Raw genomic sequence first — 19,924 nt, 5'->3', positions numbered from 1 at the left:
GGACCAGCGCGAGGGAAAATGGGGGCAAGTGGAACCCGGTCTTCCGGAACCACTCACCCGACAGGAGTTGGATCAGACCATGACGGCCGTACTGGACGACAGCTTCCACGTCTTCGACACCACGCTGCGCGACGGCGCGCAGCGCGAGGGCATCAACCTCACCGTCGCCGACAAGCTGACGATCGCCCGGCACCTGGACGACTTCGGGGTGGGATTCATCGAGGGCGGCTGGCCCGGCGCCAACCCGCGCGACACCGAGTTCTTCGCCCGGGCCGCCACCGAGCTCGACCTGCACCACGCGCAACTGGTCGCCTTCGGCGCCACCCGCCGCCCCGGAGGCAGCGCAGCCGAGGACCCGCAGGTCAAGGCGCTGCTGGAGTCCGGTGCGCCGGTCATCACCCTGGTCGCGAAGTCCCACGACCGCCATGTCGAGCTGGCGCTGCGCACCACGCTCGAGGAGAACCTGGAGATGGTCCGCGACACCGTCTCCCACCTGCGCTCCCAGGGCCGCCGGGTCTTCGTCGACTGCGAGCACTTCTTCGACGGCTACAAGGCCAACCCGGTCTACGCCAAGCAGGTCGTCCGTGCGGCGCACGAGGCCGGCGCCGACGTCGTCGTCCTGTGCGACACCAACGGCGGGATGCTCCCCGCCCAGGTGACCGCCGTGGTCCGCACCGTCCTCGCCGACACCGGCGCCCGGCTGGGCATCCACGCCCAGGACGACACGGGGTGCGCGGTCGCCAACAGCCTCGCCGCGGTCGACGCGGGCGCCACGCACGTGCAGTGCACCGCCAACGGCTACGGCGAACGCGTCGGCAACGCCAACCTCTTCCCCGTCGTCGCGGCGCTGGAGCTCAAGTACGGCCGCACCGTGCTGCCCGAGGGCGCGCTCGCCGACATGACCCGGATCTCGCACGCGATCGCCGAGGTCGTCAACCTCACGCCCTCCACGCACCAGCCGTACGTGGGGGTGTCGGCGTTCGCCCACAAGGCGGGACTGCACGCCTCCGCCATCAAGGTCGACCCCGACCTCTACCAGCACATCGACCCCGAACTGGTCGGCAACACCATGCGCATGCTGGTGTCCGACATGGCGGGCCGGGCCTCCGTCGAGCTCAAGGGCAAGGAGCTCGGCGTCGACCTGGGCGGCGACCGCGAGTTGATCGGCCGGGTCGTCGAACGGGTCAAGGAACGCGAACTCGCGGGCTACACCTACGAAGCGGCCGACGCCTCCTTCGAACTCCTGCTGCGCGAGGAGATCGTGGGCCGGCCCATCCGCTACTTCCGCGTCGAGTCCTGGCGCGCGATCGTCGAGGACCGGCCCGACGGCATCCACGCCAACGAGGCGACCGTCAAGGTCTGGGCCGACGGCCAGCGCATCGTCGGCACCGCGGAGGGCAACGGGCCGGTCAACGCCCTGGACCGGGCGCTGCGCGTCGCACTGGAGCGCACGTACCCGCAGCTGGCCAAGCTGGAACTGGTCGACTACAAGGTCCGCATCCTGGAGGGCAAGCACGGCACCGAGTCCACGACCCGGGTGCTCATCGCCACCTCCGACGGCACGTCCGAGTGGTCCACGGTCGGCGTCGGCGAGAACGTCATCGCGGCCTCCTGGCAGGCGCTGGACGACGCCTACGCGTTCGGGCTGCTGCGCGCCGGGGTCGAGCCGCGGCAGGACTGAGGGCCGCGGCGGTGCGTAAGGAAAACCGTGTGGACGCGGGCCCCGGCCCGCGTCCACACGGTTTCCGTGCCTTCCCATGGGCCGTCAGAAATGGCCCTCGCACCACAAGTCGCGCTTTGATTGCCGCAGGCATCCACCTTTTACGGGAGGGCATGTTGGGGCGGTTGACGAATCAATCGGGTGCGTTAGCCCATAGGTGGACAATTCACTCAGGGGTGGCTACGGTCGAAATACGGATGCCGCCGTTGCGGAGAGTGCAAGCCGCAGCCACACGGAGGCGAAAGCCGGAATCCGCCGGCTGGACGGTGCCCAGCGCATCGCAGTGCAGTTTCCGCTCCCTGGCTCATCACGGCACGTCTCGTGCGCCTGGTCAGGTCGAGGCACCGTCTGCGCGTTCCCGGTCTCGAAGGAAGAAGATACGAAATGCGCGTGAAGCGAACCATCGCACTTCTGGCCACCCCGCTCGCCGCGTCCGCGGCTCTCGCGTTCTCGCCGGCCGTGATGTCACAGGCCGCGGCCGCCCCCACGCAACGGGACGCGGCGGCGACCGCCTCGCACGACAGGGTCGTCCCCTCGCTGACCGCCACTCAGCGCGGCTTCCAGCAGGGCAACCGGGACGGGCTCTCGGATGCCCAGCAGGGCGCCCCCGGATCCTGCAACGCGTTCGGGTTCAGTTTCAGCCCGAGGGAGGCCGGACAGGACTACCGGGTGGGCTACCGCAACGGATACAACAACGGATGGACGCAGATCTGCGACCTCCCGTAACGGGCGGATGCCCGGCCGACCGGCCCGCGAAGGCCCCGCCGCACGCTCTGCGGGGCCTTCCGCGTGAGGCCTATGGGGCCCAACTCCCGCGCATACGCGCGTAGAACGCGGGAACACTCCTCCTGCTCCACCTGCACAGCCGCCCCACAGGATGCACGGTCATCAGCAGGAGGGTTCCCCCATGAAGTTCCGCTCCGCCCTGAGCGCGCTCGTCCTCGCGCTCGGCGTCCTCTTCGCACCCGGCGTCGGGCTCACCGCCTCGCACGACGCGTACGCCGTCACGAAGTTGACGCATGCCCAGGCCACGGCCATGTTCCGGTCCGCGGGGATCACATGGTCGTCGTCCGGCGGCTGCTCCGACCGCAACAACTCCACGTGCACGTCGTTCGACCAGCTGAACCAGGCCAGCGCGCAGGGCGCGGTGACGCTCAAGCACGCGAGCGGCTGCGCCCTGAACATCACCGGCGGTACCGAGACCGGGCACGCGAGCGGCACCTACTCGCACTGGAACGGCTACAAGCTCGACTACGGCAAGAACACCTGCATCACCAACTACATCCACGGCTCGTTCGGTTACATCGGTCTGCGCGGTGACGGCGCGCCCCAGTACCAGTCGGGCTCGGGCAACATCTACGCCGACGAGGGCAACCACTGGGACGTCCTCTACTACAACTGCGGAGGCTGCTGACCTCCCCGGGAGCGCGGTCCACGGACCGGGTCGGCGGTCACTCCCAGACCTGGACCTCGACCCGGTCGCCGACCGCCACGACGCCCGGCCGCAGCACGGCCGCCTTCATCGCGAAGCTCACCTTGTTCCCGTACTCCGGCTCCCGCCGGTAGTCCGCCAGCGTGCGCACCGGCTCCGGTCCGGCCGTGCGCCCGGTGGCCTGGTCGACCATCGGGACCGAGCAGCGCACCGCGCGGGCGGAGTAGCCCAGCACCGTGGTGCCGGCGGTCATGCGGCGGACCCGGTCCTCGGTGTGCGGCTCGGTCCAGCCCGCGACCACGATGTTGGCGCGGAAGCGGTCGACGGGCACCGGCTCCGCGCCGCGCTCCCGGATGCGCCGGTTGAGGTCGTCCAGCGAGGCCAGCGAGGCGACCGAGAGGGCGTGCGCGTCGGCGAAGTTGACCTTGCCCGGGTGCTCGCCCCAGCCGTCCCGGTCGAAGCCCGGCCGCACCCGCACCAGCCGCGAGGGCTGCCCCAGCGCCTCGGAGAGCCAGCGGGCGGCCTCCTCGCCCTGATCGACAGCCGCGCCGAGCGGCCGGTCGAACATGCTCACCTGGCGCAGCGCTCCCTCGTGCGCGACCTCGACCCGCACCTCCCCGGCGCCGGGCGCCGACAGGACCAGGTGCTTGCCGTCGTCGGTCAGCCCGGCCCGCACCACGGCCATCCGCGGCAGTCTGCGCTGGCTGCGGAAGGTGCCGTCGGCCGCGTCCACCACCATGAACACCCGGTCGTGGGCCAGGCCGGTCGCGGTCACCTCGGCGCGGCTCACGGGCACGCCCGCGCAGCCCTTCACGGGGTAGTGGGTGAGGCTGTGCACGGTCGCGGTGGCCATCGTTCGCGTTCCCTCCCGGATCGGCGGAAAACCCCATTCGATCACGTCCCCGGCCCCGGCGGGCGGCGTGTGTCATCACCCGGACGGGCCCACGAGGGGTACGGCGCCCCCGGCGACGGGGTCGGGCCGGATCCGACCCGCGGTCCGCCCGCCGTCGACGCTCGGTGACCAACGGCACACGTACCGACCAGTAACGCCGAACCCCCGCGGATCATAAAGTGAACGCCGTACGCTCCCCACCCTCGAACCCTGGGAGACCGCATGCGTTCCGCGAAGGACTTCTTCCGACCGCTGGCCGTGGGGGCCCCGGCCCCCGTACGGGAGGTACCGTTCCGGCCGTCGCGGATGATCCACTTCTTCGATCCGGGCAACGAGAAGATGGCGGCGAAGGTCCCCGCCATCGCGCCCACGGTGGACGTCCTGCTGGGCAACCTGGAGGACGCTGTCGCGGCCGACCGCAAGGAAGCCGCACGGGCGGGCCTGGTCGCCATCGGGAAGTCCACCGACTTCGGTGACACCCAGCTGTGGACCCGGGTCAACAGCCTCGACTCGCCGTGGGCCCTGGACGACCTGATCACGCTCGTCACCGAGATCGGCGACCGGCTCGACGTCGTCATGGTGCCCAAGGTCGAGGGCGCCGAGGACATCCACTACGTCGACCGGCTGCTCGCCCAGCTGGAGGCCCGGGCCGGTGTGCGGCGCCCGATCCTCGTGCACGCGATCCTGGAGACCGCGACCGGCGTCGCCAATGTCGAGGAGATCGCCGGGGCCAGCCCCCGGATGCAGGGCATCTCCCTCGGCCCGGCCGACCTCGCGGCGAGCCGCCGCATGAAGACCACCCGCGTCGGCGGAGGGCACCCGGGGTACCTCGTGCGGGAGGACCCCAAGGACCCCGATGTCGAGCTGCCGCGGCTGACCTACCAGCAGGACCTGTGGCACTACACGATCGCGCGCATGGTCGACGCCTGCGCCGCGCACGGCATCCTGCCGTACTACGGCCCCTTCGGTGACATCAAGGACACCACGGCCTGCGAGGACCAGTTCCGCAACGCCTTCCTGCTGGGCTGCGTCGGGGCGTGGAGCCTGCACCCGGTGCAGATCGACATCGCCCGGCGGGTCTTCTCCCCGGCCCCGGCCGACGTGGCCTGGGCCCGCAGGGTCATCGAGGCCATGGGCGACGGCACCGGCGCGGTGATGATCGACGGCAAGATGCAGGACGACGCGACCGTGAAGCAGTGCAAGGTCGTCGTCGACCTGGCCGAGGCACTGGCCGCCCGGGACCCCGAACTGGCCGAGGCGTACGAGGCCGCCTGGAAGGAGCAGAACCGATGACCGACGCGACCCTGCGGCCGCGCCGCTCCGTGCTGTACATGCCCGGCGCCAACGAGCGCGCGCTGGAGAAGGCCAAGGACCTGCCCACGGACGCGCTCATCCTCGATCTGGAGGACTCCGTCGCGCCCGACGCCAAGGCCGATGCCCGCAAGCGGGTCGCGGCGGCGGCCGCCTCCGGCGAGTACGGCCGGCGGGAGCTGACCATCCGGGTGAACGCGCCCGGCACCCCCTGGCACGAGGACGATCTGCGCGCCGCCGCCGAGGCGGGACCCGACGCCGTGGTGGTCCCCAAGGTCGACTCCGCGGCCACCGTGCACGCCGTCGAGCGGGCCCTGGAGGCCGCGGGCGCCCCCGACCGCACCGCGATCTGGGCGATGGTCGAGACCCCGCGCGCCATGCTGGACGCCCGTGCCGTCGCGGCCGCCTCCGAGCGGCTCACGGTGCTGGTGATGGGCACCAACGACCTGGCGAAGGAACTGCACGCCGAGCACGTCCCCGGCCGGGCCCCGCTGCTGACCGGGCTGTCGCTGGCCCTGCTCGGCGCCCGCGAGGCGGGCAAGGCGATCCTGGACGGCGTCTACAACGACGTGCAGGACCTGGCGGGCTTCGAGGCGGAGTGCGTCCAGGGCCGGCAGTTCGGCTTCGACGGCAAGACGCTGATCCACCCGAAGCAGGTGGAGATCTGCAACAGGGTCTTCGCCCCCTCCCCGGAGGAAGCCGACAAGGCGCGGCGCATCATCGAGGCCTTCGAGGCCGCCACGGCCGAGGGCCGCGGGGTCGTCACGGTCGACGGGCGGATGATCGAGAACCTCCATGTGGATGACGCCCGGCGTGTCCTCGCCCTGGCCGCGGCGGTGGCCGGACACTAGCCATTCCCCGAAGTCCGGGTGGACGACCGCTACAAAGAAAGCGCCCCGCACGTGCCGTGCGGGGCCTTTCTTGTGTTGGTTCTGTCCAGATGCTCCATGAAGCGGGTCCGGACACTGTACGAAGTCGACGCCGTTTCCGAGGGCCCTGCGCTCGTATGGTCGATGTCATGAGCGTTTTGGACGAGGTGCCGACCCAGCCCGCCGAGGCCGCGGAGGGCGACGAAGCCGCCCAGCCGGCGAACGACGCCCGCGGGCGCGTCGCGGAGCTGCACGCCATCCGCGAGCAGGTCCGGCTCGGCCCCAGCGAGAAGGCCACCCAGGCCCAGAAGGCCAAGGGCAAGCTGACCGCCCGTGAGCGGATCGACCTGCTGCTCGACGAGGGGTCCTTCAGCGAGGTCGAGCCGCTGCGCCGGCACCGCGCCTCCGGCTTCGGCCTGGAGGCCAAGAAGCCGTACACCGACGGCGTCATCACCGGCTGGGGCACCGTCCACGGCCGCACCGTCTTCGTGTACGCGCACGACTTCCGGATCTTCGGCGGCGCGCTGGGCGAGGCCCACGCCTCCAAGATCCACAAGATCATGGACATGGCCATCGCGGCCGGCGCGCCGCTGGTCTCGCTGAACGACGGCGCCGGCGCCCGCATTCAGGAAGGCGTCTCCGCCCTCGCCGGCTATGGCGGCATCTTCCAGCGCAACACCCGCGCCTCCGGTGTCATCCCGCAGATCTCGGTGATGCTCGGCCCGTGCGCCGGCGGCGCCGCGTACTCCCCGGCCCTCACCGACTTCGTCTTCATGGTCCGTGAGACCTCGCAGATGTTCATCACCGGCCCGGACGTCGTCCAGGCCGTCACCGGCGAGAAGATCACGCAGAACGGGCTCGGCGGCGCCGACGTCCACTCCGAGATCTCCGGTGTCTCGCACTTCGCGTACGACGACGAGCAGACCTGCCTGGAGGAGGTCCGCTACCTGCTGTCGCTGCTGCCGCAGAACAACCGCGAGAACCCGCCGTCGGCCCCCACCAGCGACCCGGCCGACCGCCGCGGTGACGTCCTGCTGGACATCGTCCCGGCCGACGGCAACCGCTCGTACGACATGCACCAGGTGATCGAGGAGATCGTCGACGAGGGCGAGTACCTGGAGGTCCACGAGCGCTGGGCGACCAACATCATCGTCGCCCTGGCCCGTCTCGACGGCCAGGTGGTCGGCATCATCGCCAACCAGCCCGCCTCCCTGGCGGGTGTGCTCGACATCGAGGCCAGTGAGAAGTCGGCCCGGTTCGTGCAGATGTGCGACGCCTTCAACATCCCGCTCATCACTCTTCTGGACGTCCCCGGCTTCCTCCCGGGCGTCGACCAGGAGCACGGTGGCATCATCCGGCACGGCGCGAAGCTGCTGTACGCGTACTGCAACGCCACCGTGCCGCGGATCTCGCTGATCCTGCGCAAGGCGTACGGAGGTGCCTACATCGTCATGGACAGCCAGTCGATCGGCGCCGACCTGACCTACGCCTGGCCCACCAACGAGATCGCCGTGATGGGCGCCGAGGGTGCCGCCAACGTCATCTTCCGGCGGCAGATCGCCGACGCCGACGACCCCGAGGCCATGCGTGCCCGCATGGTCAAGGAGTACAAGTCCGAGCTGATGCACCCGTACTACGCGGCCGAACGCGGCCTGGTGGACGACGTGATCGACCCCGCCGAGACCCGCGAGGTCCTCATCCGCTCGCTCGCCATGCTGCGCACCAAGCACGCCGACCTGCCGTCGCGCAAGCACGGCAACCCGCCCCAGTAAGGGAGACCGACCCCGTGAGCACTCCTGCCGACAGCTCCGCCGCGGCGCTCGTTCGCGTCGAGCGCGGCCACGCCAGCGACGAGGAGCTGGCCGCCCTGACGGCCGTCCTCCTCGCCCGCGCCGCGGCCCAGGGCCAGGACACGACCGCCTACGTCAAGCCCCGCTCCACGGCCGGCTGGCGCCGCCTGGAGCGGCAGTCCGGCTTCAGCGCGCCGCACAGCTGGCGCAGCTGACCCTCCGGTCCCGTACGACGACGGTGGCGCCGCACCCTCTCAGGGGTGCGGCGCCACCGTCGTCGTACCCGGGGGAGCCGTCACGGCGCCGCCGGGCGCGTGTCCAGCGCGGCGACGCCTGTCGTGCCGCCCACGAACAGGGTGGCTCCTTCGGTGAGGGCCAGCGCTGTGGCGCGGAACGGGGGCGTGAGGTCGCGCCGGGTCGCCGCGAACAGGTCCCACAGGTGCAGCTCGCCGTCGGACCAGGCGGCGGCCACGACCGGCCCGGAAGGGGTGTCGGCGGCCGCGAGGGCGGTCACGACGGCCTCCCGCCGGTCGACGGGCTCCGGCATCGGGTCGCCGCCCGTCTCCCACAGGCGCAGCGTGCCGTCCGCCCCACCGCTCAGGCACAGGGCCGGACCGGACGCGGCGGCGTGGACGAGGGTGGTCGCCGTGAGGGGCGCGGGGTGCAGCCTGCGGGTGACCGGGCCGCGGTCATGGGCCGCGGCGTCCCACACGTGCACGCGGCCTTCCGCGTCCCCCACGGCGACGCGGCGACCGTGGGCGGCGACCGCCGTGGGCGGTGTCCCGGTGGTGTTGTGGAGGTCGGCCACGCGGGACAGGGCGTTGGACATGGGGCCCGCGGTGTGCAGGGTCTCGTCCGCGTCGAGGAGCAGCAGGCCGCCGCCTTCGGCCACGGCGACACCCGCGGGCCGCAGGGCCGCGTCGAGTGGGACACGGGAGCGGACGGCGCCGGCCGCGGGGTCCAGGACGGACAGCCGGCCCACCGGGTCGGCCAGGAGCAGCCCTCCCGCCCCCAGGGCCAGGGCGGCGGCCGGCTCGGCGGCGGCCCACAGGGCGGTCCAGGAGTGCCGGCGGGCCAGGGGTTCGAGGTACGCGGCCAGCTTCGGGTCCTCGGCCAGCGCGGCCGTGTGGAGGACGGCGGCGCGCTCGGGCCCGGTGAGGCCGAGCGCGGTCAGCGCGGGGGCCGCACGCCGCCACACCGCCCGCAGCCCGCGGGGCGCGGGCGTCCGGGGGTCGGCCAGCGCGGCGGTGATCGCGGGGGCGGGTCCGTGGACGAGGAACCCGGGGTCACCGGTGAGGCGTGCGGCCGTTCCGCCCGCCAGGGCGTACTCCAGTACGCGGGCCCGGACGGTGCCGGGGGCCCGCTCCCAGTCGGGCGTGCCCGCCGGGCCGAGCGGGACGGCCGCGAGCATGCGCTCCGACTCCGCGGCGGCGTCGACGGGTTCGGGTACGGCCCCGGAGCCCGTCAGCGCGACCTCGCGGCACGGCTGCGACCAGGCCGGCGCACCGCTGTCCGCGACCTCCGCCAGCAGCCGCACATGGGGGAGTGCGAGCAGCGGTTCCAGCAGGCCGCGGACGATCTCCTGTGGCGCCGTTCCGGCCGCCCGGTGCAGATCGGCGGCGGCCAGCAGGACCGGCCGGGGGTCGCGGGCCAGCCTGCGCAGGATCTGCGGGGCACCGAGCGCGCCGTATCCCAGCTGCCGGCCCAGCTCCCAGCAGAAGACCTCCGCCGTCAGGCCCGCCGCGGGGACCAGCGCGTGGACGCGCAGCGCGGGATCCGGGGCGGCCGCGGTGAAGTACCACGCCAGCAGGCGGCTCTTGCCCGACCCGCGGGCACCGGTGACCAGGCAGAGCCTCGGGGCGGTGGGATCGCCCGCCCAGCCGGTCAGTTCCCGACCGGACGGAGCGGAGCCGGCGTCCCGTGGTGGCCGGCCGGCGCCGTCCGGCACGGTCATGCGTCCGCGCTCTCGCGCAGGCGGCGCAGACCCTCCGCGCGTGACGCCGCGGTCTCGCCGTAGGGGAAGGTGTGGGAGAGCCCCGAGTCCGGGAAGACCCGGCCCAGCCACATCGAGCAGTAGTGACCGGGCATGAAGCACGCCTCCAGGTCGGTGTGGATCCGCGTCACCTGCTCCGGCTGGACCCCCGCCGCCTGCAGCGACGACCACAGGCGCTCCTCCGGGTGCAGGCAGATGTCGCTCGCCTGAGTGAAGATCTTCTTCTCGCCGGCCGCGTCCACCACCTCCATCGCGGCGAACCACTGTGCGCTCGCGGTGTCCCGGATGTCGTCCAGCACGAGCGGCCACCAGTTCTCGCGGTCCGCGAACGCCTCGGGGTCCGCCGCGCGCAGCCGCTCCTCCAGCCGCCGGAAGACCGCCGAGGCCTCGGCCGGTTCGTCCGCCCCGGCCATCGCGCCCAGCGCGAGGTCGAGTTCGAGCAGGCCCTCCGCGAAGGTCTCCGGCGAGGAGGAGACGAACCGCGACGGTTCGCCGTACCCGAGCAGCACCGCGCGGACGACGCCCTCGGCGTCGGCGCAGAGCTCGAACCCCCGGTCGTCCCCGAGCCGCGTCCAGCTCCCGTCGGCGGCCCCGGGGACGGTGACGCCCAGGGAGTCCGCGTACGCGCCGAGGGTGGCCTGATCCGTGGGATCGGTCCGGAAGTAGGGCCCCACCTGGAGCGGCAGGAGGAACTCGTCGGCCCGGCGCAGCCCGGCCTCGCCGAACCGCGCGTGGAGCCGTTCGGAGAGCGTCACCACATCCCTCCGGAGACCTCGTCGTGGACGGTCTCCCAGACTCCGTCACCGTCCGCGTAGGGCACCGGGTCGACCTGCGACAGCGCTTCCCTGATCTCCTCCGCCACGGCGATCAGGTCGTCGATCTCCGGAAACTCGTCCGGGGGGTCGTAGTCCGGCCGGCGGCGTTCCAGGAGGTACATGCCGTAGGCCATGCCGGAGACGTCGGTGTGGACCTTCTCGATCCGGCGGGTGTCGGGGTTGATCGCGTGGACCGACCCGGTCGTCCCGTCGAGCACCACGTCGCTGGAGAACGCCCGGCCCAGGTGCGGCCAGCGGTCCATGCCGGGGGTGAAGCCCTCGAAGTCCGCCAGTGCGCCGACGTCCCGGTGCGCGGACAGCGGGGTCAGTCCGTCCGCGAGGTCGTCGCGGAGTTCGAAGAGCACACCCTCGGCCCGGGGCAGGCCCACGTCGGCCAGGAAGCGGGCCGTGTCCTCGTGGACGAGCAGATCCCCCTGCAGGTCGAGGGGGATGCGCACGATCCGCTCCGGAGCGAAGACCTCGGCGAGGAGGGCGGGGGTCACGGGGGCGATCACGGTGATTCCTGTTCGACGGATCCGGGAGGTCGGTGCTGCGGGCTCATGCTAGCGGCCGGCCCTCTGGAGCAGACTCAGATAACGTCTCATCTCCTTGTTGCCCTCCGACTGGGAGGCGCGCAGCGCCGCGTTGCGGGCTTCGTTGTCCTTCGCCTTGTCGCCGGTCGTCTCCCATGTGGCGTGTTCCCCGTACTCGAAGCTGTGCGACATGTCCGTGTCCGGGTAGTACTTGTGCAGCCATTCACCGCAATAGCGGTTCAGCGTCCGGCAGGGGGCGCGTTCGCTGTAGCCGTCCACCACCTGGTGCTGCACACCGCTGTTGATGAGGGGCACGCCGAGTACTCGCTCGGAGTGGGGACCCCCGCTCCGGCCGACCAGGATGAACTCGTTGTCGCCGTCGCTGTAGCGGAACGCCGCGTAGTTCTTGCCCTTGTAGTCGTTCTGGATGTGCCGGGCCAACTGGGTCGCCCGGGACAGTTCGTCGTTCCCCGAGACGACCGCGGTGGAGTGCTTGCGCGGCCCCTCCTGGTCGGGGACGGCACGGTCGAGCGGTGCGTCCGTGTTCCTGTCCGTGGGAAGGCTGTCGACGTGGATCTTCTTCCCGTCGGGGGATATCTGGTGGATCTTCCCGGCGTCGTCCACCAGGAAGACCGGTGTCTTGTCCCCCGTGTTCCGCAACTGCTCCATGGAGTGGGCCTTGTGCAGGCCCTCGAGCTCGGACGCGGTGCGGTCGTCGTTGTCCTTGTGGTTCCTGTGCATCCGCCGGACGCCGTCCCGCATGTCGCCGGTGATGTGCTTGGTGGCCTTGTCCAGACCGTCCTGCACGCCGTTGACCAGGGTCTCGATGAACTCCTCCGCCGCGCGGGTGAGTTCGCCGCCCTTGCCCTTCACGCGCGCGTGCCGCTCGTGGGCCCGGCGGACGCGTTCGCCGCCACGGGACCTCATGTCCTGGCCGTGGCTGTCGACCTGGGTGTCGAAGTCGGCGTAGGCGCCCTCGTCGTGCCGGATCTGGCCGCCGCCCCCACCGGAGCCGCCGGCGTTCCCGCCACCGCCACCGCCACCGCCACCGCCGCCCGCGCTGGCCAGTACGAAGCTGCCGTCCTTGCCACCGGTGACCTGGTGCTTGGAGTCTTGTACGCCCTGCTGGAAGCCGTCCTTGCCCGCGTCGGCCGCGCGGCCGAGGTCCACACCGTGCTGGATGCCGAGCGCGTTGGCGCCGAGCTGGATGGCCAGGTCGCCGGCCATGTTGCCGAGCGCGGCGTACACCGGGCCCGTCGCGAGACCGATGACCTGGTCGAGGGCCTGCTGGGCGGCCTCCTTGAAGAGGCGTTTGACGATGAGCCGGGTGGCCTGGGTGGCTCCGGCGGCGCCGAGTTCGGACAGGCCCAGGGTGAAGGGCGCCGCGGCCTGGGCGGCGATGACCTCGGCCGCCAGGATGCCGAGCTGGACCACGGCCGCGATCTTGGCGCCCTCGACGACGACGGCGACCCCGTCGAGCGCGGTGGCGCCGAGCCGTCCGGCGTCCGCCAGATTGCCCAGGTGGGAACCGACCTTGTTCCAATGGGCGTTGAAGGCTTCCACGGCGGGACCCTCGGTCGCCCCGAGCAGACCCGCCACCGCCTCGTGCAGACCGTTGCCGCCGTGGTCCACGTCCTCGGCGAACTCCCGCAGGGCCGTGGCCATTTCACGGTAGTCGTCCTCGTCGACGTTCGGCCACATGATGCCGATCAGGTCGAGGAGCCAGGCCAGTTCGTCCGGCAGTACGACACCCATGGGCCACCCCCGTCGGCTCGGGCGCGCAGAAGCGCTTCTTCCGTCCCCCTTCTATCAAACGCCGTACGGGGTTCGGCAGTTGCATGACAGGAGTGAGGAAAACGCGAAGGCCCCGCACTCGTCGTGCGGGGCCTTTCGCGTCGTGCGGATCCGCTGTTACCGCAGCCGCGCCATCAGTGCGTGCTCCACCAGCGTGATGAGCGCGCTCTTCGCCTCGCCGCGGTGCCGGGCGTCGGTGGTGATGATGGGTGCCTCGGGGCCGATCTGCAGCGCCTCCCGGACTTCCTCCGGGTTGTACGGCTGGTGTCCGTCGAAGCCGTTGAGGGCGATGACGAAGGGCAGGCCGCTGTTCTCGAAGTAGTCCACGGCCGGGAAGCAGTCGGCCAGCCGGCGGGTGTCCACCAGGACGACCGCGCCGATGGCGCCGCGCACCAGGTCGTCCCACATGAACCAGAAGCGGTCCTGACCCGGCGTACCGAACAGGTACAGGATCAGGTCCTCGTCCAGCGTGATACGGCCGAAGTCCATCGCCACGGTGGTCGTGGTCTTGTCCGGCGCGTGGGTCAGGTCGTCGATGCCCGCCGAGGCGGAGGTCATCACGGCTTCGGTACGCAGCGGGTTGATCTCCGATACGGCACCGACGAACGTGGTCTTGCCCACGCCGAAGCCGCCCGCCACCACGATCTTCGCCGAGGTGGTTGAGCGAGTTGGACCGCTAGAGCTTGCGAAGTCCACTGAGCACCCTTTCGAGCAGTGTCACGTCTGGCTGTCCGCCCGAGGCATCGTCGCCACCGGGCTGGTGAATGGCGACGAGACCGGCCTCCGCCAGGTCGGCGACGAGGATTCGGGCGACGCCGAGGGGGATGGAGAGAAGCGCGGAGATTTCCGCGACCGACTTGATCTCCCGGCAGAGGATGCAGATCCGCTGGTGCTCCGGCAACTGCCCCCGCAGCTGTGACGGGTCCGCGGTCGTGCTGACCAGTGCCTCGAGGGCGAGCTGGTAGCGCGGCCGGGTCCGGCCACCCGTCATCGCGTACGGCCGGACCAGTCCGGACGGGGACCTGCGTCCGGCCGGTGGCGTGCGTGGCGACGGTGCCTGCGGGGGTTCGTACGGCTGGATCCTCGGCTGCCGATGCGACGGCCTGCCGCCCGGGTCCTGGGTCCCACCGCCGAAGGCGGGAGGTGGCTCCGGGGTTGGCGCCGAGGGAAAATCGAACCGCTTGTAGGGCGGCTGCTGTTGGTGATTGCCGTACTGATCTCCGCCTGGGGGCGTTGCCACGGTTCCTCCTCCAGCTGGGTAGCGCGTCCGAGAACCCTACGGGGCCTCAGACGCGCTCGCATGCCTGTCCGTTAGTTGAGCAGGCTGCCCTGCAGTTCCGCGCGCAGATCGGGGGTGAGCACATTGCCCGCCCGGTCCACCAGCAGGGCCATCTCGTAGCCGACGAGGCCGATGTCGCACTCGGGGTGCGCCAGCACGGCCAGCGACGAGCCGTCCGAGACGGACATGATGAAGAGGAAGCCGCGCTCCATCTCCACGACGGTCTGGTTCACGTGCCCGCCCTCGAAGATCCGCGAGGCACCCGCGGTCAGCGAGGTCAGACCCGAGGCCACCGCGGCCAGCTGGTCCGCACGGTCCCGCGGGAATCCCTCGGACATCGCCAGCAGCAGGCCGTCGGCAGAGACCACAACCGTATGGGAGACCCCTGGGGTCTGGTCCACGAAACTGGTGATCAACCAGTTCAGGTTCTGTGCCGCCTGGCTCATCGGACTCAACTAACGCTCCTGGTGCTTGGGGCCGAAGCCCTGGCCGTTCGTGTCAGTTCCCGCAGTACGCCCCTGCTGGACGCCGCGCCGCAGATTGCTCAGTCGGCCGCGGACGTCCTCGGGTGCTCGGGAGACCATGGGGCCGCCCTGCGGAGTCTGCTGTGCGGTGCCCGGGACCAGGTTGGCCTTGGGGACCCGCCGGGGCAGGCCGGAGGGGGTGACCCCGCCGGCCTTGGGCTTGCGGGCCTGCTCGGCCCGCTGCCAGTTGTCGTCGTTCGTGGAACGCCAGTCGGGGGACTCCGCCGACGCATCCGGCGTCCCGGCCGGCGCCGCGGGCGCCGGCTGCGAGAGGAAGCCGTTCGCCGGCTGGGGCTCCGACCGGTCCGGGGCCGACGGTCCGGACTGCTGCCGGCCGCGGTCGCGACGCGGCAGGCCCGCGTCCGTCACGGACGTGTGCAGCGGGCCTGAGGACGGTCCCGGTCCGTCGAAGCCTACGCGCTCCGGGGCTCCGAAGGGGGCGGCAGTGCCGGAATCGGCCGCCGGCGCCTCCGGGTAGACCGCGGCCTGCGGTATCTCCTGCTGCGGCGCGCTCCACCCGTCCTGGGCGTAGCCGTTCTGCTGCTGCCAGCCGTCCTGGGCGTAGCCGCCCTGGGTGCCGTCGTACTCCGGTGCCGGGGACGGGAAGCCGCCGTCGGTGTACGCGGACTCCGGGAAGGCCGCGGGCTGCGTGTCGTAGCCGTGCTGCTCCGGGAAGCCCTGCTGCTCCTGGAGGTTCTGCTCCGGGAACGCCTGGGTGTCGTAACCGGTCGCCGGGAAGGCCTCCTGCTGGAGGGAGTTCGCGGCGGCCGGGGTCTCGAAGCCGTCGAAGGAGTCCTGCTGCTCGCCGACCTCGTCGCGGAACATCGGCCGCTCGCCGCGGTCGTTGGCCGCGGCCTCCAGCTGCGCACGGCGCTCGCCGCGCTTCAGGGAGCGGCCCACCGGGTCCAGCGCACGGGCGTCGTCCGGGACCTCCACGCGGTCGTAGCGGGAGTCGTCGAAGCCGAGCTCGGCGGCGGTCGGCCCGTACGCGGCGAAGGACTCGGTCTCGGTCTCCGGCATCATCCGGGACACCGTGAAGTCGTCCTCCAGCGGGACCTCCTCGCCACCGCCACCGTGGGTGATGGGCTCCGGGAGCATGACCAGCGACGTGGTGCCCGCCTGCTCGCCCGAGGGGCGCAGCTGCACGCGGATGCCGTGCCGGTCGGCGAGGCGGCCGACCACGAACAGGCCCATGCGCTTGGAGATCGACGCGTCGACCGTGGGCGGGTCGGCCAGCTTGTGGTTGATGTCCGCGAAGTCCTCGGCCGTGAGGCCGATGCCCTTGTCGTGGATCTCGACCATCACCCGGCCGTCGGGCAGCCGGGTCGCGGTGACCCGGACCCTGGTCTGCGGCGAGGAGAACGTGGTGGCGTTCTCCAGCAGCTCGGCCAGCAGGTGCACGAGGTCGGTCACGGCGGTGCCGTGGATGTCCGTCTCCGGGATGCCGACCAGCTCGATGCGCTCGTACGCCTCCACCTCGGAGGCCGCGGCGCGCAGCACGTCGACCAGCGGCACCGGCTGGTTCCAGCGGCGGCCGGGCTCCTCGCCTGCGAGGACCAGGAGGTTCTCGCCGTTGCGGCGCATACGGGTCGCGAGGTGGTCCAGCTTGAAGAGGCTCTCCAGCTGCTCCGGCTCCGCCTCGTTGTTCTCCAGGTCCGTGATCAGCGTCAGCTGGCGCTGGATGAGGCCCTGGTTGCGGCGGGAGAGGTTGGTGAAGATCGCGTTGACGTTGCCGCGGAGCAGGGCCTGCTCGGCGGCGAGCCGCACGGCCTCGCGGTGGATCTGGTCGAAGGCGCGGGCGACCTCGCCGATCTCGTCGTTGGAGTTGATCGGGATGGGCTCGACCCGGGTGTCGATCTTGCCCGGGTCGGTCCGGGACAGCTGGTCGACCAGGGCCGGCAGCCGCTGCTCGGCGACCTCGAAGGCCGAGGTGCGCAGGCGGCGCATGCTGTTGCTCATGGAGCGGGCCATCATCGCGGCCACGATGAAGGCGATGATCAGCGCGACCAGCACGATGGCCGAGTTGACGATGGCCTCGATGCGGGCGCTGTCCGCGATGTCGCTGGAGTCCTGGAACGCCTGGTCCGACAGGTGCTTCTCGACGCTCTGGTAGGCGTCGAAGCCGAGCGTCGTGGCGCCGAACCAGCTCTGCGGCGTGATGCCCTGCGCCTTCAGGCTCGTGGGGTCCTGACCGGAGGCGATCTTCTTGATCATCGTGAGCAGGTCCGGCGGGGGGACGAAGGGCTGGCCGGCCTGCTTGGCCGCCTGCGCGGCGGCCGTGACCTGCTCCTTGCCCTTCTGCAGCGCCGCGGCCTGCTCGTCCTGGAGCCGCTGGTAGTCGGCCGCGGTGCCGCCGCCCTTGTACTCCTCCTCGGCGACCTGCTGGAGGTACGCGTACGAGGCGAAGGAGGTGAGCTGCGTCTTCAGCTCGTCGGGGGCCAGCTTGGAGCGGTCCTCTACCAGCAGGTGGGTGCCGATGGAACGGGTCAGCGACTCGGCGGCCTTGGCGAGCTCGATGGCGTACAGCGTGCGCCCGTAGGAGGCGACGCTGCTCGTGCCGAAGCCGAGTTCGTTCGCCAGCTCCATCAGCGGGTGCTGGACCTCGACGTACTTCTCCTCGGTCTGCACGCCGGGCAGCTGCCGGGTGAAGGCGGTCTCGCGCAGCTTCGCCAGGACCTTCTCGCCCTCGCGGATGTTCGCCACACGGCGTTCGAGGCGCTCGTCCGCGGGCAGTTCGCGCACCGTGGCGTCGAAGGCCGCGGCGGCCGCGTCGGTGGCGCCGCGCGCCGCCACCACGGTCTTGTTGTCCTTGTCGCCCTGGAGCAGGGGAACCACGCTGACGTCACGCTCGTTCAGCACGGCGTTGGCGTAGTCCACCGCGGCCCGGACGGCCCGCGCGGTCCGCACCGCGTCGTCCGCGTCCTGCCAGGTCTGTACGGCCGTCTGCACCCGGAAGCCGCCGAAGACCAGGGCGACGAGCACCGGGATGAGGAGGATGACGTTCAGACGGGTGGCCACCCGCCAGTTGCGCATGGCGAAGCGGCTGCCCGGCGCGGCGGCCGGTTCAGCGACCTCGGGGGCGGCCGCGGCCTGCGCCGTGCCGTATCGCGCGGGCGGGGTGAAATTGCCACGCGGGTGGTCCGCGGGACCCGGCTCTGCGCGCCTCGTGTTCCTCACTCGACCAACAACCTCTCGGCGACGACGCCGGCGGCGTCGTTCCTACTCTCGGGTTTCGATGAATTCCAGCACGTCATGGGGGTGCTCCACAAACCTCCGGCGGCGATGCCGAACTCTTCGTCACGCGCTTGTTAAAAGGGGCATAAGCGTAAAGCGGTGGCAATTCAGCAGGGCGATGTATGCGCAGTGAAGCCGGTCGGGCGCAGGCGGTGTTCGAGATGTTCCGATTCGCGGTCGAAACGTTATGAACAGAAGGACCGGCCATGTCAAAAGACACAGCCGGTCCGTACCCGAAGTGGCAAGCTGGAGTGCTTACTTGAGGCGAGCGAGCAATGCGTGTTCGACGAGCGTGATGAGCGCGCTCTTCGCCTCCGCGCGGTGCCGCGCGTCGGTGGTGATGATGGGTGCCTCGGGGCCGATCTGCAGGGCCTCGCGCACCTCGTCGGGCGTGTACGGCTGGTGTCCGTCGAAGCCGTTGAGGGCGATGACGAAGGGCAGGCCGCTGTTCTCGAAGTAGTCCACGGCCGGGAAGCAGTCCGCGAGCCGGCGGGTGTCGACCAGCACGACCGCGCCGATGGCGCCGCGCACCAGGTCGTCCCACATGAACCAGAAACGGTCCTGGCCCGGCGTACCGAACAGGTACAGGATCAGGTCGTCGTCGAGCGTGATGCGGCCGAAGTCCATCGCCACGGTCGTGGTGGTCTTGTCGGCCACGTGGGTCAGGTCGTCGACGCCCGCGGACGCGGAGGTCATCACGGCCTCCGTGCGGAGCGGGTTGATCTCCGAGACCGCTCCGACGAACGTGGTCTTGCCCACGCCGAAGCCACCGGCCACCACGATCTTCGCCGAGGTGGTGGCACGGGCCGCGGGCGGCGCACCGTACGCCGCCTGCTGCCCCGGCCTAGAGCTTGCGAAGTCCACTGAGCACCCTTTCGAGCAGTGTCACATCAGGCTGTCCGCCGGCCTCGCCGCTGCTCGGCTGGTGGATGGCGACCATCCCGGCCTCAGCCAGGTCGGCCACCAGGATCCGGGCCACCCCCAGCGGAATCGCCAGCAGTGCGGAGATCTCGGCGACCGACTTGATCTCCAGGCACAGGTGGCAGATGCGCTGGTGTTCGGGGAGCATCCCCTGGTAGGCACCCGGCTCGGCAGTGGTGCTCACCAGCGCCTCGATGGCGAGCTGGTAACGCGGCCGGGTGCGACCACCGGTCATGGCGTACGGCCGCACCAGCGGCTGGTCGCCTTCGCCCCCGTACGGCGCATGGTGGGGCGCGCCGTACGGGCCGGGCGAGGCAGGCGGCGGTGTCATGAAGGTCCTCCGGATAAGAGCGGACGCGGTTCTCTTGTCATGGGGCGGTGTCGGCCGGGCTCACACGAGCTCAGCCCATCAGACTGCCTTGGAGTTCTGCGCGCAGGTCGGGCGTCAGGACGGCGCCGGCTCGGTCGACGAGCAGCGCCATCTCGTAGCCCACGAGGCCGATGTCGCACTCGGGGTGCGCCAGAACGCACAGCGAGGACCCGTCCGAGATCGTCATCAGGAGGAGGAAGCCGCGCTCCATCTCCACCACCGTCTGATTGACGTTGCCGCCCTCGAAGATGCGGGACGCACCCGCGGTCAGCGAGGTCAGACCGGAGGCCACGGCCGCCAGCTGATCGGCGCGGTCACGGGGGAAACCCTCGGACATCGCCAGCAGCAGGCCGTCGGCGGAGACCACCACCGTGTGGGACACCCCGGGGGTGTTGTCCACGAAGTTGGTGATCAACCAGTTCAGATTCTGTGCCGCCTGGCTCATCT

Annotated in this window: 19 protein-coding genes; 7 read left to right on the top strand and 12 right to left on the bottom strand. The window is 71.2% G+C overall.

The genetic code is table 11. From position 1 onward, the window contains the following. The first annotated feature begins 79 nt into the window (after nt 1-79). The 3 genes from cimA to PV364_RS11795 all read left to right on the top strand — a co-directional run bounded on the left by cimA (nt 80) and on the right by PV364_RS11795 (nt 3,134). Complete coding sequence (cimA, locus tag PV364_RS11805) at nt 80-1,681, top strand: citramalate synthase (RefSeq protein WP_319659791.1); 1,602 nt, start codon at nt 80-82, stop codon at nt 1,679-1,681. 429 nt (nt 1,682-2,110) lie between these two features. Continuing rightward, complete coding sequence (locus PV364_RS11800) at nt 2,111-2,446, top strand: hypothetical protein (protein ID WP_319659790.1); 336 nt, start codon at nt 2,111-2,113, stop codon at nt 2,444-2,446. A 181-nt stretch (nt 2,447-2,627) separates the two neighbouring features. Then, nucleotides 2,628-3,134 carry a hypothetical protein gene (locus tag PV364_RS11795; protein ID WP_319659789.1) on the top strand — a complete coding sequence of 169 codons (507 nt, stop codon included), beginning with the start codon at nt 2,628-2,630 and terminating at the stop codon, nt 3,132-3,134. Nucleotides 3,135-3,171: 37 nt separating this feature from the next. Here PV364_RS11795 and PV364_RS11790 read toward each other — a convergent pair whose 3' ends face one another. Further along, the gene (locus tag PV364_RS11790; RefSeq protein ID WP_319659788.1) at nt 3,172-4,005 is read right to left on the bottom strand and encodes an MOSC domain-containing protein; all 834 of its coding nucleotides are present in this window, start codon (nt 4,003-4,005) and stop codon (nt 3,172-3,174) included. A gap of 261 nt (nt 4,006-4,266) precedes the next feature. On the opposite strand from PV364_RS11790, the gene PV364_RS11785 reads away from it, so the two are divergent. The 4 genes from PV364_RS11785 (at nt 4,267) to PV364_RS11770 (ending at nt 8,229) form a co-directional block, all read left to right on the top strand. Then, a complete protein-coding gene (locus PV364_RS11785) occupies nt 4,267-5,337 on the top strand; it encodes a CoA ester lyase (protein WP_319659787.1) in 1,071 nt (356 codons plus the stop codon). After that, complete coding sequence (locus tag PV364_RS11780; protein ID WP_319659786.1) at nt 5,334-6,206, top strand: CoA ester lyase; 873 nt, start codon at nt 5,334-5,336, stop codon at nt 6,204-6,206. Before PV364_RS11785 ends, PV364_RS11780 begins: the two co-directional genes overlap by 4 nt. Before the next feature lie 167 nt (nt 6,207-6,373). Further along, a complete protein-coding gene (locus tag PV364_RS11775; protein WP_319659785.1) occupies nt 6,374-7,996 on the top strand; it encodes an acyl-CoA carboxylase subunit beta in 1,623 nt (540 codons plus the stop codon). A 14-nt stretch (nt 7,997-8,010) separates the two neighbouring features. Then, entirely contained in the window at nt 8,011-8,229 is a 219-nt protein-coding gene (locus tag PV364_RS11770) for an acyl-CoA carboxylase epsilon subunit (protein ID WP_319659784.1), read from the top strand. Nucleotides 8,230-8,309: 80 nt separating this feature from the next. On the opposite strand, the gene PV364_RS11765 is transcribed toward PV364_RS11770, so the two are convergent. The 11 genes from PV364_RS11765 to PV364_RS11715 form a co-directional block, all read right to left on the bottom strand. Next, nucleotides 8,310-9,968, bottom strand: a complete 1,659-nt coding sequence (locus PV364_RS11765) for a hypothetical protein (protein WP_319659783.1) — start codon at nt 9,966-9,968, stop codon at nt 8,310-8,312. Next, nucleotides 9,965-10,762 (bottom strand): nucleic acid/nucleotide deaminase domain-containing protein, encoded by a 798-nt coding sequence (locus tag PV364_RS11760; RefSeq protein ID WP_319659782.1) that lies wholly within the window; start codon nt 10,760-10,762, stop codon nt 9,965-9,967. The genes PV364_RS11765 and PV364_RS11760 overlap by 4 nt, the downstream gene beginning before the upstream one ends. Continuing rightward, nucleotides 10,759-11,337, bottom strand: a complete 579-nt coding sequence (locus tag PV364_RS11755) for an SUKH-4 family immunity protein (protein WP_319659781.1) — start codon at nt 11,335-11,337, stop codon at nt 10,759-10,761. Before PV364_RS11755 ends, PV364_RS11760 begins: the two co-directional genes overlap by 4 nt. A gap of 48 nt (nt 11,338-11,385) precedes the next feature. Further along, complete coding sequence (locus tag PV364_RS11750; RefSeq protein ID WP_319659780.1) at nt 11,386-13,110, bottom strand: nucleic acid/nucleotide deaminase domain-containing protein; 1,725 nt, start codon at nt 13,108-13,110, stop codon at nt 11,386-11,388. Between the two features lie 156 nt (nt 13,111-13,266). Further along, nucleotides 13,267-13,845, bottom strand: a complete 579-nt coding sequence (locus tag PV364_RS11745) for an ATP/GTP-binding protein (protein ID WP_319659779.1) — start codon at nt 13,843-13,845, stop codon at nt 13,267-13,269. Further along, on the bottom strand, nt 13,826-14,389 hold the full coding sequence (locus PV364_RS11740) for a DUF742 domain-containing protein (protein WP_319659778.1): 564 nt from the start codon (nt 14,387-14,389) through the stop codon (nt 13,826-13,828). The genes PV364_RS11745 and PV364_RS11740 overlap by 20 nt, the downstream gene beginning before the upstream one ends. A 71-nt stretch (nt 14,390-14,460) precedes the next feature. After that, nucleotides 14,461-14,874: a roadblock/LC7 domain-containing protein gene (locus PV364_RS11735; RefSeq protein WP_018562059.1), complete on the bottom strand. Its 414-nt coding sequence runs from the start codon at nt 14,872-14,874 to the stop codon at nt 14,461-14,463. 9 nt (nt 14,875-14,883) lie between these two features. Continuing rightward, nucleotides 14,884-17,985, bottom strand: coding sequence for a nitrate- and nitrite sensing domain-containing protein (locus PV364_RS11730; RefSeq protein WP_401977812.1), 3,102 nt, complete (start codon nt 17,983-17,985; stop codon nt 14,884-14,886). Nucleotides 17,986-18,441: 456 nt separating this feature from the next. Beyond that, entirely contained in the window at nt 18,442-19,050 is a 609-nt protein-coding gene (locus PV364_RS11725) for a GTP-binding protein (RefSeq protein ID WP_319659776.1), read from the bottom strand. Further along, nucleotides 19,031-19,438: a DUF742 domain-containing protein gene (locus tag PV364_RS11720; RefSeq protein ID WP_319659775.1), complete on the bottom strand. Its 408-nt coding sequence runs from the start codon at nt 19,436-19,438 to the stop codon at nt 19,031-19,033. The genes PV364_RS11725 and PV364_RS11720 overlap by 20 nt, the downstream gene beginning before the upstream one ends. A gap of 70 nt (nt 19,439-19,508) precedes the next feature. Then, nucleotides 19,509-19,922, bottom strand: coding sequence for a roadblock/LC7 domain-containing protein (locus PV364_RS11715; protein ID WP_319660047.1), 414 nt, complete (start codon nt 19,920-19,922; stop codon nt 19,509-19,511). Nucleotides 19,923-19,924: the final 2 nt, after the last annotated feature.

Origin of the sequence: Streptomyces sp. MI02-7b (assembly GCF_033793585.1) — a bacterium.
Classification (GTDB): Bacteria; Actinomycetota; Actinomycetes; order Streptomycetales; family Streptomycetaceae; genus Actinacidiphila.
Note: the sequence above shows the minus strand (reverse complement) of the source record. Positions and strands in the feature narration are given on the sequence as shown.